The sequence below is a fragment of the Enterobacter sp. ECC-219 genome, from assembly GCF_043966805.1.
Classification (GTDB): Bacteria; Pseudomonadota; Gammaproteobacteria; order Enterobacterales; family Enterobacteriaceae; genus Enterobacter; species Enterobacter cloacae_N.
The window spans coordinates 2,046,220-2,064,153 of record NZ_CP143680.1 but is presented as its reverse complement, the minus strand read 5'-3'; the positions used below and the strand labels follow the sequence as shown (position 1 = coordinate 2,064,153).

Annotated in this window: 15 protein-coding genes; 11 read left to right on the top strand and 4 right to left on the bottom strand. The window is 56.5% G+C overall.

Annotated features, from left to right (window positions below; translation table 11 throughout):
• Nucleotides 1-563: 563 nt before the first annotated feature.
• The gene (locus tag V1603_RS09685) at nucleotides 564-770 is read right to left on the bottom strand and encodes a YbfA family protein (RefSeq protein ID WP_014069366.1); all 207 of its coding nucleotides are present in this window, start codon (nucleotides 768-770) and stop codon (nucleotides 564-566) included.
• A 309-nt stretch (nucleotides 771-1,079) separates the two neighbouring features.
• Here V1603_RS09685 and kdpF point away from each other — a divergent pair, with 309 nt between their 5' ends.
• The 9 genes from kdpF to potE all read left to right on the top strand — a co-directional run bounded on the left by kdpF (nucleotide 1,080) and on the right by potE (nucleotide 13,013).
• On the top strand, nucleotides 1,080-1,169 hold the full coding sequence (gene kdpF / locus V1603_RS09680) for a K(+)-transporting ATPase subunit F (protein ID WP_014069365.1): 90 nt from the start codon (nucleotides 1,080-1,082) through the stop codon (nucleotides 1,167-1,169).
• Nucleotides 1,169-2,848: a potassium-transporting ATPase subunit KdpA gene (kdpA, locus tag V1603_RS09675; RefSeq protein ID WP_395313839.1), complete on the top strand. Its 1,680-nt coding sequence runs from the start codon at nucleotides 1,169-1,171 to the stop codon at nucleotides 2,846-2,848. Before kdpF ends, kdpA begins: the two co-directional genes overlap by 1 nt.
• A gap of 18 nt (nucleotides 2,849-2,866) precedes the next feature.
• Nucleotides 2,867-4,915 (top strand): potassium-transporting ATPase subunit KdpB, encoded by a 2,049-nt coding sequence (kdpB, locus tag V1603_RS09670; RefSeq protein ID WP_116343903.1) that lies wholly within the window; start codon nucleotides 2,867-2,869, stop codon nucleotides 4,913-4,915.
• A gap of 12 nt (nucleotides 4,916-4,927) precedes the next feature.
• A complete protein-coding gene (gene kdpC, locus V1603_RS09665) occupies nucleotides 4,928-5,503 on the top strand; it encodes a potassium-transporting ATPase subunit KdpC (RefSeq protein WP_302218906.1) in 576 nt (191 codons plus the stop codon).
• Nucleotides 5,504-8,191, top strand: coding sequence for a two-component system sensor histidine kinase KdpD (gene kdpD, locus V1603_RS09660; RefSeq protein WP_116343901.1), 2,688 nt, complete (start codon nucleotides 5,504-5,506; stop codon nucleotides 8,189-8,191).
• Nucleotides 8,188-8,865, top strand: coding sequence for a two-component system response regulator KdpE (gene kdpE, locus V1603_RS09655; protein ID WP_024908812.1), 678 nt, complete (start codon nucleotides 8,188-8,190; stop codon nucleotides 8,863-8,865). The genes kdpD and kdpE overlap by 4 nt, the downstream gene beginning before the upstream one ends.
• Nucleotides 8,866-9,144: 279 nt before the next feature.
• On the top strand, nucleotides 9,145-9,249 hold the full coding sequence (gene speFL / locus V1603_RS09650; protein WP_003858645.1) for a leader peptide SpeFL: 105 nt from the start codon (nucleotides 9,145-9,147) through the stop codon (nucleotides 9,247-9,249).
• Nucleotides 9,250-9,504: 255 nt separating this feature from the next.
• On the top strand, nucleotides 9,505-11,703 hold the full coding sequence (speF, locus tag V1603_RS09645; protein ID WP_395313838.1) for an ornithine decarboxylase SpeF: 2,199 nt from the start codon (nucleotides 9,505-9,507) through the stop codon (nucleotides 11,701-11,703).
• Entirely contained in the window at nucleotides 11,700-13,013 is a 1,314-nt protein-coding gene (gene potE, locus V1603_RS09640) for a putrescine-ornithine antiporter (RefSeq protein WP_116343898.1), read from the top strand. The genes speF and potE overlap by 4 nt, the downstream gene beginning before the upstream one ends.
• A 100-nt stretch (nucleotides 13,014-13,113) precedes the next feature.
• Here potE and V1603_RS09635 read toward each other — a convergent pair whose 3' ends face one another.
• The 3 genes from V1603_RS09635 to seqA form a co-directional block, all read right to left on the bottom strand.
• Nucleotides 13,114-14,049 carry an IS110 family transposase gene (locus V1603_RS09635; protein ID WP_395313161.1) on the bottom strand — a complete coding sequence of 312 codons (936 nt, stop codon included), beginning with the start codon at nucleotides 14,047-14,049 and terminating at the stop codon, nucleotides 13,114-13,116.
• A 231-nt stretch (nucleotides 14,050-14,280) separates the two neighbouring features.
• On the bottom strand, nucleotides 14,281-15,921 hold the full coding sequence (pgm, locus tag V1603_RS09630) for a phosphoglucomutase (alpha-D-glucose-1,6-bisphosphate-dependent) (protein WP_395313837.1): 1,641 nt from the start codon (nucleotides 15,919-15,921) through the stop codon (nucleotides 14,281-14,283).
• Nucleotides 15,922-15,945: 24 nt separating this feature from the next.
• Nucleotides 15,946-16,494, bottom strand: coding sequence for a replication initiation negative regulator SeqA (gene seqA, locus V1603_RS09625; RefSeq protein WP_163330461.1), 549 nt, complete (start codon nucleotides 16,492-16,494; stop codon nucleotides 15,946-15,948).
• A gap of 183 nt (nucleotides 16,495-16,677) precedes the next feature.
• Between seqA and ybfF the strand changes: the two genes are divergently transcribed.
• Together ybfF and ybfE are read left to right on the top strand one after the other, a co-directional pair.
• Nucleotides 16,678-17,451, top strand: coding sequence for an esterase (gene ybfF, locus V1603_RS09620; protein ID WP_395313836.1), 774 nt, complete (start codon nucleotides 16,678-16,680; stop codon nucleotides 17,449-17,451).
• A gap of 128 nt (nucleotides 17,452-17,579) precedes the next feature.
• Complete coding sequence (gene ybfE / locus V1603_RS09615) at nucleotides 17,580-17,867, top strand: LexA regulated protein (protein WP_014883017.1); 288 nt, start codon at nucleotides 17,580-17,582, stop codon at nucleotides 17,865-17,867.
• Nucleotides 17,868-17,934 lie beyond the last annotated feature (67 nt).

Here is a 17,934-nt window from a genome sequence, read left to right as displayed (position 1 = left end):
TGCCGTAAAAGGAAAAAGCATGCATTGAACTACTTTGCCATGAAGTGTAGACGGGATGAAATAAAAAAGGCCGCCCGAGGCGGCCTTAACGCTACTTGTCCTGCGCTATCGTCGTTAAAGCGACAAACACATTCGGTTCATCGCTCTTTACAACGAGTACGCTGGCGACAATGAACGCGATGCAAAAATAGCGTTTCATTATGCGGTCCCTGCAGCTAACCGCTCCACCGTTCACCACCGGTGATAAGTCGGTGGACACAAGCTCTGTGTGGAGCCTGACTTACGGTTGTTGTAACACCTCTCCCGGGACCGGTGCCCATTTGCGAGATGGCGGAAAGGGACGCAACATGGTAAACATCATGTGAGCAAAACGTAACCCATTAAACCTGATATTAAGAATATATTTAGGATTGAAGCAGTTGCTTATTCTACCAGCAGACGTATGCTTGTAAGCCTCTGTGTGAGAGCTTGAAAAACCACCCAACGGACCGCGAATCCCGAGGGACAAAAAAACCGCCATATTGCTATTGGCGGTTTTTTTATAGCTACGCGTCAGCGTCGTTTCAGTAGAAATCGCAGGTCGCTTTCTCGGCCTGATCCATCCACACCGGCTTTTCGCTGGTTTTCGCCCAGACGCGGTGCAGATAACTGTAAAAACGCGCACGATCTTTCCAGAACAGCATCACCGGCAGGGCCAGCACGCCAGCCACTACGGCGAAAGTGCGACGCATGAACACGATATGAGCCGGATACTCTTTATAAAGATCCATATTTTTCTCCCCTGTAGTTGGCCGGAAACCTTCTCCGGAAAATGTGAAATCTGTGACCTGGCTAAAATAATATCGCTTTGCGTGTAATTTTACTACTCATCCGACCACTTATTTTTATCCATTTAGTGAATATTTACACTTCCGCCGTAATTAAGTTACAAAAAAGTTAACAGTTTACTTATCAATAGTTAATTTGTGGCCTTTGGCATTTTTATACTTTTTTTACATCCGCCCTCCGCATTTTTGCGAAATCTTTGCGCCGTAAATCCTACCGTTAGCACAACAACAAAAGTCACCCGGAGGTGGATTGTGAGTGCAGGTCTTATTGCCGGCATCGTGCTGGTGTTCCTGTTATTGGGTTATCTGGTCTATGCCCTGATTAACGCGGAGGCATTCTGATGACTGCTCAGGCGTTTTTGCTTATTGCCAGTTTCTTAGTGGTATTGTTCGTTCTGGCAAGGCCGCTGGGAACGGGACTGGCACAGCTTATCAACAACGTCCCCCTGCCCGGCACGGGAAGCGTTGAGAAAGGGATCTGGCGCGTACTGGGAATCGACGATCGGGAGATGAGCTGGCGTGAATATCTGATCGCCATTCTGCTGCTGAATATTGTCGGGCTGATTGCACTTTTTGCCATGCTGATGCTTCAGGGCATCCTGCCGCTGAATCCGCAACAGTTGCCGGGCCTGTCCTGGCACCTGGCGCTGAATACGGCAGTCAGTTTCGTTACCAACACCAACTGGCAGTCCTATGCCGGTGAAACCACGCTCAGCTATTTCAGCCAGATGGCTGGGTTAACCGTGCAGAACTTCCTCTCTGCCGCCAGCGGTATCGCGGTAATTTTCGCGCTGACGCGTGCGTTTGCACGTCAAAAAATCAGTACTCTGGGTAACGCCTGGGTGGATTTAACGCGCATTACGCTGTGGATCCTGCTGCCGATTGCACTGCTTATCGCGCTGTTCTTTATTCAGCAGGGCAGCCTGCAAAACCTGCTGCCTTACACGCCTTATACCTCGCTTGAAGGCGCAAAACAGCTCCTGCCGATGGGGCCAGTGGCGTCACAGGAAGCCATCAAGATGCTCGGGACGAACGGGGGCGGCTTCTTCAACGCCAACTCGTCGCATCCGTTTGAAAACCCTACCGCCCTGACCAATTTTGTGCAGATGCTGGCGATCTTCCTGATCCCCGCTGCGCTCTGCTTTGCCTTTGGTGACGTGGTCAACGATCGCCGTCAGGGCCGCACCCTGCTCTGGACCATGTCGCTGATCTTCGTGGTCTGTGTCGCGCTGGTGATGTGGGCGGAATGGAACGGTAACAGCCATTTCATGCAGCTTGGGGCGAATAGCAATATCAATATGGAAGGGAAAGAGAGCCGCTTCGGCATTCTCGCCAGCAGCCTGTATGCGGTGGTCACCACGGCGGCCTCGTGCGGGGCGGTGAACGCTATGCACGACTCTTTCACCGCGCTTGGCGGCATGATCCCGATGTGGCTGATGCAGATTGGCGAGGTGGTGTTTGGCGGCGTGGGTTCAGGTCTTTACGGCATGCTGCTGTTCGTACTGCTGGCGGTATTTATTGCCGGTCTGATGATTGGCCGCACCCCGGAATACCTCGGTAAAAAAATCGACGTTCGCGAGATGAAGTTAACCGCGCTGGCGATTCTGGTCACCCCGGCGCTTGTGCTGCTCGGCACCGCGCTGGCGCTGATGACCGAGGCCGGACGCAGCGGCATTTTTAACCCCGGCATTCACGGCTTTAGTGAAGTGCTTTATGCGGTCTCCTCTGCCGCCAACAACAACGGCAGCGCCTTTGCGGGCTTAAGCGCCAACTCACCGTTCTGGAACTGCCTGCTGGCGTTCTGCATGTTCGTGGGTCGCTTCGGGGTCATTGTGCCGGTCATGGCGATTGCCGGATCGCTGGTGAATAAGAAAATTCAACCGACCACCACCGGGACATTACCGACCCACGGCGCGCTGTTTATCGGCCTGCTGACGGGCACCGTGTTGCTGGTCGGCGCCCTGACCTTTATCCCCGCCCTCGCGTTAGGCCCGGTCGCGGAAACTCTCTCTTTAGGCTGATTTTGCGGAGTATTTGTCATGAGTCGTAAACAACTGGCCCTGCTCGAACCGACGTTAGTTCGTCAGGCGCTTATGGATGCGGTCAAAAAGCTGAGCCCGCGCGTGCAGTGGCACAACCCGGTGATGTTTATTGTCTGGGCGGGAAGCGTCCTGACCACCGCCCTGGCGATTGCCATGGGGACGGGCCACATGCCGGGAAACGCGATGTTTACCGGCGCCATCAGCCTGTGGCTGTGGTTTACCGTGCTGTTCGCCAACTTTGCGGAAGCGCTGGCGGAAGGTCGGAGTAAAGCGCAGGCCAACAGTCTGAAAGGGGTGAAAAAAACGGCGTTTGCGCGCAAGTTGCGTGAGCCGAAATACGGCGCGCAGATGGACCACGTTCCGGCGGATGAACTGCGCAAAGGCGATGTGGTGCTGGTGGAAGCAGGAGACATCATCCCCTGCGACGGTGAAGTCATTGAGGGTGGCGCATCGGTAGACGAAAGCGCCATTACCGGAGAGTCCGCGCCGGTGATCCGTGAATCCGGCGGCGATTTTGCCTCCGTGACGGGCGGGACGCGCATTCTTTCCGACTGGCTGGTGATCCAGTGCAGCGTCAACCCGGGCGAAACTTTCCTCGACAGGATGATCGCCATGGTGGAAGGCGCCCAGCGCCGTAAAACACCTAACGAAATCGCCCTGACCATCCTGCTGGTGGCCCTGACAATCGTCTTCCTGCTGGCAACCGCGACGCTGTGGCCGTTCTCCGCTTACGGCGGCACCGCGGTCACCATCACGGTGCTGGTGGCGCTGCTGGTCTGCCTGATCCCCACCACCATCGGCGGCCTGCTGTCGGCCATCGGCGTGGCCGGCATGAGCCGCATGCTCGGTGCAAACGTCATCGCCACCAGCGGGCGTGCGGTTGAAGCAGCCGGTGACGTGGATGTCTTGCTGCTGGATAAAACCGGGACCATTACCCTCGGTAACCGCCAGGCGTCCGAGTTCTTACCCGCTCCGGGCGTGGATGAAAAAACGCTGGCGGACGCCGCGCAGCTCTCCTCGCTTGCCGATGAAACCCCTGAAGGTCGCAGTATCGTGATCCTCGCCAAGCAGCGTTTTAACCTTCGCCAGCGCGACGTTCAGAGCCTGCATGCCACCTTCGTGCCCTTCACGGCGCAAACCCGCATGAGCGGTATTAACATTCAGGACCGGATGATCCGTAAAGGCTCCGTTGACGCCATTCGTCGCCACATTGAGGCAAACAATGGCCACTTCCCGCCAGAAGTGGACAGCCTGGTCGAAAGCGTGGCCCGTCAGGGGGCCACGCCGCTGGTGGTGGCAGAAGGCTCGAACGTGCTGGGGGTGATTGCCCTGAAGGATATCGTCAAAGGCGGCATCAAGGAGCGCTTTGCCCAGCTGCGTAAAATGGGCATCAAAACGGTGATGATCACCGGGGATAACCGTCTTACCGCCGCGGCGATTGCCGCCGAAGCGGGCGTGGATGATTTCCTTTCCGAAGCCACGCCGGAAGCGAAGCTCGCGCTGATCCGTCAGTATCAGGCGGAAGGCCGTCTGGTCGCCATGACCGGTGACGGTACCAACGACGCCCCTGCCCTGGCGCAGGCCGACGTGGCGGTGGCGATGAACTCTGGTACCCAGGCGGCAAAAGAGGCGGGGAATATGGTCGACCTCGACTCAAACCCGACCAAGCTGATTGAGGTGGTGCACATTGGCAAGCAGATGCTGATGACGCGCGGTTCGCTGACCACGTTCAGTATCGCTAACGATGTGGCAAAGTACTTCGCCATCATTCCGGCCGCGTTTGCCGCGACCTATCCGCAATTAAACGCGCTGAACGTGATGCACCTGCACTCCCCGGCATCGGCCATTCTGAGCGCCGTGATCTTTAACGCCCTGATTATTGTCTTCCTGATCCCGCTGGCGCTGAAGGGCGTGAGCTATAAGCCACTTACGGCGGCCGCCATGCTGCGCCGCAACCTGTGGATTTACGGCCTGGGCGGGCTGGTGGTGCCTTTCATCGGTATCAAGGCTATCGACCTGCTGTTGACCCTGTTCGGGCTGGTTTAAAAGGTGAATCAAATGACAATGTTACGCCCCGCTATACTTCTGTTTATTCTGCTGTCTCTCATTACCGGCGGGCTGTACCCGCTGGTAACTACCGCGCTGGGCCAGTGGTGGTTTAAGGATCAGGCCAACGGCTCGCTGATTATGCAAAACGGTGAAAATCGCGGTTCGCTCCTGATTGGTCAGAACTTTACGGATGCTCGTTACTTCCAGGGTCGCCCTTCCGCCACTGCCGAAAGCCCGTATAATCCGATGGCATCCGGCGGCAGTAACCTGGCGGGCAGCAACCCTGAGCTGGATAAAGCCGTTGCTGAGCGCGTGGCAGCCCTGCGCGCTGCCAATCCTCAGGCCAGCCGTGAGGTGCCCGTCGAGCTGGTAACCGCCTCGGCCAGCGGGCTGGACTACAGCCTGACACCGGCAGCAGTGGCCTGGCAAATCCCGCGCGTCGCCGCCGCCCGTCAGTTGACCATCGAACAGGTGAGCAAGCTGGTTGCTGAGCACACGCAAAAGCCGCTGGTCAGCTTCATCGGCATGCCCGTGGTGAATATTGTTGAGCTGAATCTGGCGCTGGACGCGCTAAGGAAAAACTAAATGACCGACGAGCCCATGCGCCCGGATCCGGACAGGCTGCTTGAACAGACGGCTGAAGCCCATCGCGGCAAACTGAAAATTTTCTTTGGCGCCTGCGCGGGCGTCGGGAAAACCTTCGCCATGCTGACGGAAGCCCAGCGGCTTCGGGCGCAGGGGCTCGATATTCTGATCGGCGTGGTTGAAACCCACGGACGTAAAGAGACGGCGTCGCTGCTGAAGGGGCTGGCTACCCAGCCGCCCCGCCGCATCAGCCATCGTGGTCGGTTAGTCACTGAGTTTGATATTGATGCCGCCCTCGCCCGCCGTCCCGCCCTTATCCTGATGGACGAACTGGCGCACAGCAATGCGCCAGGCTCACGCCATCCAAAACGCTGGCAGGATGTTGAAGAGCTACTTGAAGCCGGCATCGATGTTTTCACGACGGTTAACGTTCAGCATCTGGAAAGCCTGAACGACGTGGTCAGCGGCGTGACCGGCATTCAGGTGCGAGAGACGGTGCCGGATCCCTTCTTTGATTCCGCGGACGAGGTGGTGCTGGTCGACCTGCCCCCCGATGATTTACGCCAGCGCCTGCATGAAGGCAAAGTCTACATCGCCGGCCAGGCCGAGCGCGCCATCGAACATTTTTTCCGAAAAGGTAACCTGATTGCCCTGCGCGAGCTGGCTCTGCGTCGTACTGCCGATCGCGTCGACGATCAGATGCGCGCCTGGCGCGACCTGCAGGGCCAGGAGCGCGTCTGGCATACGCGGGATGCCATCCTGCTGTGCGTGGGGCACGGCAGCGGCAATGAAAAGCTGGTCCGCACCGCTGCGCGCCTGGCGGCCAAATTTGGCAGCGTCTGGCATGCGGTGTATGTCGAAACGCCGCAGTTGCACGCTCTGCCCGAAAACCAGCGCCGCGCGATCCTGAGTTCGCTGCGCCTGGCGCAGGAGCTGGGCGCTGAAACCGCAACGCTCTCCGATCCACAGGAAGATAAAGCCATACTGCGCTACGCGCGGGAGCATAACCTGGGGAAAATTGTCATTGGCCGCCGCCAGCATCGCCGCTGGTTTAGCCGCGAATCCTTTGCCGACAAGCTGGCCCGCCGCGCGCCGGATCTGGACCTGGTGATCGTGGCGCTGGATGACAAGCCCACGCCGTTACCCAGCCGCGCCCCGGACAGCCGTGCCTTCAGCGATAAATGGCGTATTCAGCTTCGCGGCTGTTTTGTCGCCGTTGTGCTCTGCGCCCTGATCACTATTATTGCCAGCAAATGGCTGATTGCCTTCGACGCGGCCAACCTGGTGATGATCTACCTGCTTGGCGTAGTGGTGGTGGCGCTCTTTTACGGACGCTGGCCGTCGGTACTGGCGACGGTGATCAACGTCATCAGCTTCGATCTATTCTTTATTGATCCTCGCGGGACGCTCGCGGTTTCAGACGTGCAATACATCCTCACCTTCGGCGTGATGCTCACCGTCGGGCTGGTGATCGGGAACCTGACGGCCGGCGTGCGCTACCAGGCGCGTATCGCCCGCTATCGCGAACAGCGCACGCGCCATCTGTATGAGATGTCTAAATCGCTGGCGGTGGGCCGTACGCCGCTGGATATTGTGCAGACCAGCGAGCAGTTTATTCGCTCGACGTTTCATGCCAGCAACCTGATTTTACTCCCTGACGAACACGGTAAGCTGCGCCCGCTGACGTCGGCCTCGGGCATGACGCCCTGGGATGAAGCCATCGCGCGCTGGAGCTTTGATAAAGGGCTACCCGCGGGCGCAGGGACTGACACCCTGCCCGGCGTACCCTATCAAATTCTGCCGCTGCGCAGTGCCGATAAAAATCAGGGGCTGGTGATTGTTGAGCCCTCCAACCTGCGCCAGCTGATGATCCCCGAACAGCAGCGACTGCTGGAGACCTTTACCCTGCTGGTTGCCAGCGCGCTGGAACGGCTGGCGCTCACCGCCAGCGAAGAACAGGCCCGGCTGGCGAGCGAGCGGGAAAGCATTCGTAACTCGCTGCTGGCGGCGCTGTCTCACGACCTGCGTACGCCACTTACCGTCCTGTTTGGCCAGTCAGAAATTCTGACGCTGGACCTGGCAGCGGAAGGCTCTAAGCACGCCCTTCAGGCCAGCGAAATCCGCCAGCATGTGCTGAATACCACGCGCCTGGTGAATAACTTGCTCGATATGGCGCGTATCCAGTCAGGCGGTTTTAACCTCAAAAAAGAGTGGCTCACGCTCGAAGAAGTGGTGGGCAGCGCGCTGAAAATGCTCGAACCTGGCTTAGGCGGGCGACATATTGCGCTGAACATGCCCGAGCCACTGACGTTAATTCACGTTGATGGCCCGCTCTTTGAGCGGGTGCTGATCAACCTGCTGGAAAATGCCGGCAAATATGCGGGCGCCAGCGCCCGGATTGGCGTGGATGCGACGGTGGACGATGGCACGCTTCATCTTGACGTCTGGGATACCGGACCGGGCATTCCTGCCGGGCAGGAGATGGCTATTTTTGAAAAATTCGCGCGCGGCAATAAGGAGTCGGCCATTCCGGGCGTGGGGCTGGGGCTGGCGATTTGCCAGGCAATTATTGACGTCCATGGCGGGACCATCTCCGCGGAGAATCGTCCGGAAGGCGGCGCGCGTTTTTGTGTTACACTTCCTCTGGAAACCCCGCCAGAACTAAATGAATTACCAGAGGATTTGTGATCAACGTTCTGATTGTTGAAGATGAGATCGCCATTAGCCGTTTTCTGCGCGCTGCGCTGGAAGGTGACGGTCTGCGCGTTCATGATGCGGGTACGCTTCAGCGGGGTTTAATTGAAGCCGCCACCCGCAAGCCGGACCTGGTGATCCTCGATCTTGGCCTGCCGGACGGTGACGGCATTGATTTTATCCGGGAAGTGCGTCAGTGGAGCCAGATGCCGATCCTCGTGCTCTCGGCCCGTACTGAAGAGACGGATAAAATCGCGGCGCTGGATGCCGGGGCGGACGATTATCTGATTAAACCTTTTGGTATCGGCGAGCTACAGGCTCGCCTGCGCGTGGCGCTGCGCCGCCACAGCGCAACCACGCCTGCTGACCCAACCTACACGTTTGGGGATATCCGGGTTGACCTGGCCGCGCGACGCATTGTGCGCGGCGATGAGGAAATTCACCTCACGCCAATAGAATTTCGCCTGCTCGCCGTACTGCTCAACAACCACGGCAAGGTACTCACCCAACGCCAGCTGTTAAGTCAGGTATGGGGACCCAATGCTGTGGAACATAGTCATTATTTACGCATATATATGGGACATCTTCGTCAGAAACTCGAAGTCGACCCCGCTCGCCCTCGCCATCTATTAACTGAAACCGGCATCGGTTATCGGTTTATGCTTTGAATAACTATTCACTTTATTTTTAAATAAAAACGAAATCCCTCAGAAAATATTTCACAAATAACCCATGCGTTATTTTTTCGGGTTATTTTCGCTCATTTAAAACATTAACAGAACAACCCGTTAACGCATCATCAACAAATCAGAATTTTGATCTGCGATATTCATTTGAAACGAATATTTATTTCTGATTTGATCGGTTAACGGTGATCTAACTCACGGTTAATCGTCTTTTCCTGGATAAAATGACCATGCTTTCAATTACTGAAAGGAAAATGAAACATGGAAAACAACAATCGCTTAATGCCCCATATAAGGCGGACAACACATATCATGATGTTTGCCCACCGAAACTGCTTTGACTTTCATCTCTTTAATGCCCGGTAGTCCTTCGACTTCTGGCGCACTCGCTTACAGGCCATCCTTAAACATCTTATTTTACAGGCTATTGCCTGTGATCTCGTGCGCTCATTCATCCTGATTCAGACTCATCCGCACCGGGCGGACTGAATTTCAATCATCAAAAAAGCAATTCACTGATTTTAATCAGCGGCCACCCTTTGCTTTTTTTTCCGGAAAATTATCGATTTCTTTCTTGCAAGAAATCGAGGGACGCTTATTACCTAAAATAAAGAGAGAAAGATGAAAAGTTTAAAAATCGCAGCCAGCCGTGCATGTCCGGATTGCTTTACTACCCAGCGTGAACTGGTGGATGTCCGCGCCTCTGATTATATTGATGTTGCCGCCATTGTTCTGACGGTTACGGATATTGCCAGCGGTATTCTGGACGAAATAGAAGCCACCGGTTTTGGCATTCCCGTATTTGTCGCAACACACAAAGAAGAGTTCATCCCGGCAGACTATTTATCGCGCATTCATGGCGTATTTGAGTTCTCAGACACCAGCAACGACTTTTATGGACGCCAGCTGGAAGCGGCCGCCCAGAAGTATGAAACCCAGCTGCGCCCGCCGTTTTTCCGCGCCCTTGTCGACTATGTAAAACAGGGCAACAGCGCGTTTGACTGCCCGGGGCATCAGGGTGGCCAGTTCTTTCGCCGCCATCCTGCCGGCAATCAGTTTGTCGATTTCTTTGGTGAGACGCTTTTCCGCGCCGATCTGTGCAACGCCGACGTGGCGATGGGCGATCTGCTGATCCACGAAGGCGCGCCGTGCATCGCCCAGCAGCATGCGGCAAAAGTCTTTAATGCCGATAAGACCTACTTCGTGCTGAACGGTACCTCGTCATCCAACAAAGTGGTGCTTAACGCTCTGCTCACCCCGGGCGACCTGGTGCTGTTCGACCGTAATAACCACAAATCTAACCATCACGGTGCCCTCCTCCAGGCTGGCGCAACGCCGGTCTATCTGGAAACGGCGCGCAACCCGTACGGCTTCATTGGCGGCATTGACGCCCACTGCTTCGAAGAAAGCTATCTGCGCGAGTTGGTAGCAGAGGTGGCGCCGGGCCGCGCGCGCGACGAACGTCCGTTCCGTCTGGCGGTTATCCAGCTGGGTACCTACGACGGCACCATCTATAACGCCCGTCAGGTGGTGGATAAGATTGGGCACCTGTGTGATTACATCCTGTTTGACTCGGCCTGGGTGGGTTACGAGCAGTTTATTCCGATGATGGCCGACTGCTCGCCGCTGCTGCTGGAGCTGAACGAAAACGATCCGGGGATCCTTGTCACCCAGTCCGTGCATAAACAACAGGCTGGCTTCTCGCAGACCTCGCAAATCCATAAGAAAGACAGCCATATCAAAGGTCAACAGCGCTATGTCCCACATAAGCGGCTGAATAATGCCTTCATGATGCACGCCTCCACCAGCCCGTTCTATCCGCTGTTCGCTGCGCTGGACATCAACGCCCGCATGCATGAAGGCCAGAGCGGCCGCAACATGTGGATGGACTGCGTGGTTAACGGTATCGAAGCGCGCAAGCTGATCCTGGAGAACTGCCGGTATCTGCGCCCGTTCGTGCCGGAGACGGTGGATGGCCGTCCGTGGGAAGGCTGGGACACGGCGGAGATTGCAACCGATCTACGCTTCTTCCATTTCGTGCCGGGTGAAAACTGGCACGCTTTTGAAGGCTACGCTGAGCACCAGTATTTTATCGACCCGTGCAAGCTCCTGCTGACCACGCCGGGCATTAACGCCCGCACCGGGGAGTATGACGACTTCGGCGTGCCCGCCACTATCCTTGCCAACTTCCTTCGCGAAAACGGCATCGTGCCGGAAAAATGCGATCTCAACTCGATCCTGTTCCTGCTCACGCCGGCGGAAGATATGGGCAAGCTGCAGCAGCTTGTGGCACAGCTGGTGCGCTTCGAAAAACTGCTCGAGAGCGATGTTCCGCTGAAAGAGGTCTTACCTTCTCTCTACAAACAACATCCGGAACGTTACGCGGATTACACCCTGCGCCAGATCTGCCAGGAAATGCATGACCTGTACGCCCGCCACAACGTGAAGCAGCTGCAAAAAGAGATGTTCCGCAAGTCCCACTTCCCACGCGTGATGATGAACCCGCAGGACGCGAACTACGCCTACCTGCGCGGCGAGGTCGAGCTGGTCTCCCTGCGCGACGCGGAAGGCCGCATCGCCGCTGAAGGTGCGCTTCCTTACCCACCGGGGGTGCTGTGCGTGGTTCCAGGGGAAGTCTGGGGCGGTTCCGTGCTGCGCTACTTTGCCGCACTGGAAGAAGGCATCAACCTGCTGCCGGGCTTCGCGCCGGAGTTGCAGGGCGTGTATGTCGAGGAGTGTGACGGTCGCAAACAGGTTCGCTGCTACGTCATCAAACAATCCGCCGCTCAGCCCGCGCTGCTGAAAGGAGAGAAATTATGAGTAAGTCCAATAAGATGGGCGTGGTGCAGCTGACTATCCTTACCATGGTCAACATGATGGGTTCCGGGATTATTATGCTGCCCACCAAGCTCGCCGAAGTGGGGACGATTTCGATTATCTCCTGGCTTGTTACCGCCGTAGGATCGATGGCGCTGGCGTGGGCGTTCGCCAAGTGTGGGATGTTCAGCCGCAAGTCAGGTGGCATGGGCGGCTATGCTGAGTACGCCTTTGGTAAGTCCGGCAACTTTATGGCGAACTACACCTACGGCGTATCGCTGCTGATCGCCAACGTGGCGATTGCCATTTCCGCCGTCGGCTACGGCACGGAGCTGTTTGGCGTGACGCTCAGCCCGGTACAAATTGGGCTGGCGACCATCGGGGTTCTGTGGATCTGCACCGTGGCCAACTTTGGTGGCGCGCGCATTACCGGTCAGCTCTCCAGCATCACCGTCTGGGGCGTGATTATCCCGGTTGTCGGCCTGTGCATCATCGGCTGGTTCTGGTTCAGCCCAACGCTCTACGCCAACTCCTGGAATCCGCACCACGTGCCGTTCTTTACGGCTGTGGGCTCGTCTATCGCCATGACGCTCTGGGCCTTCCTGGGTCTGGAATCCGCCTGCGCGAACGCGGAAGTGGTAGAGAACCCGGAGAAGAACGTGCCGATTGCGGTCCTCGGCGGAACGCTGGGCGCGGCGGTGATCTATATCGTCTCGACTAACGTCATTGCCGGGATTGTGCCAAACATGGATCTGGCTAACTCTACGGCGCCGTTCGGGCTGGCCTTTGCCCAGATGTTCACCCCGGAAGTCGGGAAAGTGATCATGGGTCTGATGGTGATGTCCTGCTGCGGCTCGCTGCTCGGCTGGCAGTTCACCATCGCACAGGTGTTTAAATCCTCGGCTGATGAAGGTTACTTCCCAAAAATCTTCTCCCGCGTGACCAAAGCGGATGCGCCGGTGCAGGGGATGCTGGCGATTGTCATCTTCCAGAGTGGATTGTCGCTGATGACCATTAGCCCGTCGCTTAACAGCCAGTTCAACGTGCTGGTCAACCTGGCGGTAGTGACAAACATCATTCCGTATATTCTGTCGATGGCGGCGCTGGCGATCATTCAGAAGGTGGCGAAAGTTGATCCACGCAAAGCGCGTGCGGCGAATATTGTGGCGCTGATTGGGGCAATCTACAGCTTCTATGCGCTCTACTCATCCGGCCAGGAAGCGATGCTGTATGGCGCGATGGTGACCTTTATGGGCTGGACGCTATATGGTCTGGTGTCACCGCGGTTTGAATTGAAGAACAAACATAGCTAAAAAAAGCCCGGTGGCGCTAACGCTTACCGGGCCTTTTTCTCCCTCTCCCTGTGGGAGAGGGCCGGGGTGAGCAGCTGTGTTTAAAGTCAACGGCTGACGGCTAAGCTGCCACCCATTTTTTATTGTCCCGCACCATTGCATTCAGGATTGTCACCAGCTTCCTGACGCAGGCCGTCATTGCCACTTTAAACGCTTTTCCCTTTCCTCTCAGTCTCTCAAAAAACGCCTGTATGGTCGGGTTATAACGCACCGCTGACATCGCAGCCATATACAACGCTGCCCGCACTGCACTCCGTCCTCCCCAGATACAGCGTTTTCCTTTCATTTTTCCGCTGTCATGCGCATACGGACACACCCCGACCAGGGCACTGATTTTACGTCTGCTAAGCTGCCCCAGCTCAGGCAGCATCGACAGCAGAACCGCCAGTGTTGTCCGCCCGATACCTTTCACTTCCTCCAGAAGCTTTACCTTCTCCTGCCATAGCGGCATCACTTTTATCTGCCGGTCTATGTCGTCATCCGTGTCCTTTATCTCCGCGTTCAGCCAGTCGATATGCCGTTTGATACCCGTCCGGATGAGTTCGTCGGTGCAGGAGCCGTAGCGGTTCTGCTCCATGGTTCTGTTGTCCACCAGCTGACGACGACGGGATACCATCATGGCCAGACGCTGCGTCTGCTCGTCTGGTGCGGGGCGTACATCCGGCGTCATCCTGCGACCAAACTCGCAGATAATACGGGCATCATTCGGGTCGGTCTTGAAGAGTGTTCCCAGCGCCCGGGCGAAATGTCTGACCTGAGCGGGGTTCACCACGGCGACGGGAAGGCCGGCAAGCTCAAGCGTGGCAGCCAGAAGGTTATGGTAACGGCCGGTGGCCTCCATCACGATGCGAACAACGGTGCGGGATGCGAGTGCATCGAGGAGTTGCTGGTGCCCGTGTGGGGTGTTCTCCAGATGGAGAAACAGTCCGTCAGGACTGATGAAGACGTCAAAAGTGTCTTTGGCAATATCGATGCCGACGGTGGTATGTTCAGTCATGTTCATGTCTCCCGGCCTTGTAATATACGGGCTGGCACAGGCCGCCCGGGCAGCTGTTCGGGTTAACAGGAAAACTGATGCCACGCCATGAGCTCACCCGCGGGCTTGAAAACCCAGAGGGCTAACGGGCTGTGGCATCAGGTGAAACTCAGTGACAGTTTACCCGTCTGTAGACGGGTAACTGAAGTGACTTTAAACATACAAGGGCATCAGCCCGCACCAGAACACTACTTACGCGTTTTTCAGCACTTCGCTGACAATCTCTACCGCCTCTTTCTCAATCTGCTGGCGGTGCTCAGCGCCGAGGAAGCTTTCGCAATAGATTTTGTACGCATCTTCCGTACCGGACGGACGCGCGGCGAACCAGCCGTTTTCGGTCATCACTTTCAGTCCACCGATAGACGCACCGTTACCCGGTGCCGCCGTCAGACGCGCGGTGATCGGATCGCCTGCCAGGGTGCTTGCGCTGACCATCTCTGGGGAGAGTTTGGACAATGCAGCTTTCTGCGCAGAGGTCGCGCCAGCCTGGATACGGTTATAGCTTGGCGCACCAAAGCGTGCCGCCAGCTCGTTGTAGTGTTCCTGCGGGTTTTTACCGGTAACCGCGGTGATTTCCGCAGCCAGCAGGCACATGATGATGCCGTCTTTATCGGTTGACCACGGGGTGCCGTCGAAGCGCAGGAAGGACGCGCCCGCGCTCTCTTCGCCGCCGAAGCCAAAGCTGCCGTCGTGCAGACCGTCAACGAACCACTTGAAGCCCACCGGCACTTCCACCAGCTTGCGGCCCAGCGCGTCCACCACGCGGTCGATCATCGCAGAAGAGACCAGCGTTTTACCGACAGCCACCTCTTTGCCCCACTGCGGGCGGTGCTGGAACAAGTAGTTGATCGCAACAGCCAGGTAGTGGTTCGGGTTCATCAGCCCGGCAGGGGTGACGATGCCGTGACGGTCATAATCCGGGTCGTTAGCAAAGGCCAGATCGAACTTCTCGCGCAGTGCCAGCAGGCCCGCCATCGCGCACTCGGAGGAGCAGTCCATACGGATCGCGCCGTCTTTGTCCAGGTGCATGAAGCGGAAGGTCTGATCGACGTGATCGTTCACGATGGTCAGATCCAGCTTGTAGTGCTCGGCGATGCGCTTCCAGTACTCAATACCGGAGCCGCCCAGCGGATCCACGCCCAGCTTCAGGCCGGCTTTCTGAATCGCCGCCATATCGACGATATCCGCCAGCCCTTCCACGAACGGCTGAACCAGATCCTGCTCTTTCACGTGGCCGGAGGCCATCGCTTCATCAAGAGAAATACGTTTAACGCCTTTCAGGCCGTCGGCCAGCAGCGCGTTTGCACGATCTTCCACCACTTTGGTGACGTTGGTGTCAGCCGGGCCGCCGTTAGGTGGGTTGTATTTGATACCACCGTCTTCCGGCGGGTTGTGGGATGGCGTGATAACGATCCCGTCTGCCAGTGCGCCACCTTTTTTGTTGTGCACAAGGATTGCGTTTGATACCGCCGGCGTTGGGGTGAAGCCGTTGTTCTCCTGCACAATCACGTCAACGCCGTTTGCCGCCAGCACTTCCAGCACGGAAATGAACGCCGGTTCAGACAGCGCATGGGTATCTTTTCCCACGTAGCACGGACCGGTAACGCCGTTTTTGGCGCGCTCTTCCGCAATGGCCTGAGCAATGGCCAGAATATGCGGTTCGTTAAAGCTGTGGCGCGCCGCGCTGCCGCGGTGACCAGATGTACCAAACTTCACTGCGTGTTCTGCGTTGCCCACGACCGGTTTCAGCACGTAATACTGCGCGGTCAGCTGAGCGACGTTAATCAAATCGCTTTGTTGTGCAGGTTGGCCTGCACGGCTGTGATTTGCCATTACCGGGTCCTTATGATGCAAGGGTTAAATTGTACCGCAAACCTTTTCAATCAATTCCGCCGGGAACTGCATGGACTGCATGATGTGTTCAATCATGCTGCACTTGCGGCCCGTATTGGTATTGGTGATCACCCAGTACGGGGTGCCAGGGACATGTTTAGGTTTGGTTTGATTGCCATTTTGCAGCAGCGTCTGCTCGTCGCCCGCGAAATAGACGCGGGTACGGCCGTGCAGCGACTCGGTCGCTTCAGCAAACGCTTTGTTATCCAGGGCGTAAAGTGTAGACAGCACCAGCATAAAACGGTTGACCGCCTTTTTCTGCTCCGCATATTCGTCGGAGAGCAGCAGCTCACGCATCGCGCGCACTTTATCTTTTACCGGCGTCACGGCAGGTTTTGCCTGTGCAGCAACGCTCGGCTGAGACACGACATCTTTGGTAACTGGGGTGGCAGGCTGTGAAGCGGCGGAAATTTTAAGCATGCGCCGTAAAATGTCGGACGCGCTCTCCCCGATATGCCGCGTCTGGCTGGCAATATACTGATAGAGTTCGTCATCAACTTCGATTGTTTTCATCTTAATCCAGTGCGATATCTTATCTGAATACAAGTCATTGGGATTATAAGGTCAAATCCCAACAGCGGATAGCGTCAAACCAGGTTGGCGGCAAAAGTCAGATTAAACTGGAACCTTGCAGCCGGGCGGCAGAATGGTCAACATGATACCCTAACCTGACATACGTAAAAAAAGAACTTTGCCATGAAATTGAATACCCGAGCGCAAACTGCACAATCGCCGAACAATAATTCCCCCATCGTGCTGGTTCATGGACTTTTTGGCAGCCTGGATAACCTGGGCGTGCTGGCCCGCGATTTGGTCACCGATCACGATATTCTACAGGTTGATATGCGCAATCACGGGCTTTCCGGCCGCTCAGACGAAATGACCTATGCGGCAATGGCGCAGGATCTGCTGGATACGCTTGATGCGCACAATCTGCAGAAGGTGACCTTCATCGGGCATTCAATGGGCGGTAAAGCGGTTATGGCGCTCACCGCGCTGGCGCCAGAACGCATTTCCGGGCTTGTGGTCATTGATGTTGCCCCTGTGGACTACGACGTTCGACGTCATGATGAGATTTTCGCAGCAATTAATGCTGTAACGGCAGCTGGCGTTTCCACACGTCAGCAGGCGGCAACGGTTATGCGTGAACATCTTGATGAAGAAGGCGTGGTGCAGTTCCTTTTGAAGTCATTTGTTGACGGGCAATGGCGTTTTAACGTGCCGGTGCTGTGGGACCAGTACAACAACATCGTGGGCTGGGAAACCGTCCCCACCTGGCCGCACCCTGCTCTCTTTATTCGCGGCGGCCACTCTCCTTATATTACCGACGCTTACCGCGACACGCTGCTGGCACAGTTCCCGCAGGCGCGCGCCCACGTGATTGCCGGGGCCGGGCACTGGGTTCACGCCGAAAAACCTGACGCTGTACTGCGCGCTATCCGCCGCTATCTCGCTGATACTGCAAATTGATTAAAAAGAGAGCGACTGGAAGATGACAGGCTTCCAGTCGTTGGCGTGCCGTTTTTGGTGATGTATGATGGCGCGCTTATCGCCCGGGCTTTAGCAGGGCGGCGTGTTTCCCCCGAAGTCTCAGAATCATGGCCAAAGAACAAACGGACCGTACGACACTAGATCTGTTCGCGAATGAGCGTCGACCGGGACGACCGAAAACGAATCCGCTTTCGCGCGATGAACAGCTGCGTATCAATAAACGCAATCAGCTTAAACGCGATAAAAATCGTGGGCTTAAGCGTGTCGAACTGAAGCTCAACGCTGACGCTGTCGATGCGCTTAACGAGCTGGCCGAGGCGCGTAATATCAGCCGCAGCGAGCTTATTGAAGAGATGCTCATCGCTCAGCTTGAGACGCTTCGCAGCCAGGCATAAGTCTGAAAAACCCCTTTATCGCCCTTTTCATGTAGCACAGAGTGCAGTCCTGCGCGATAGCGGTTTC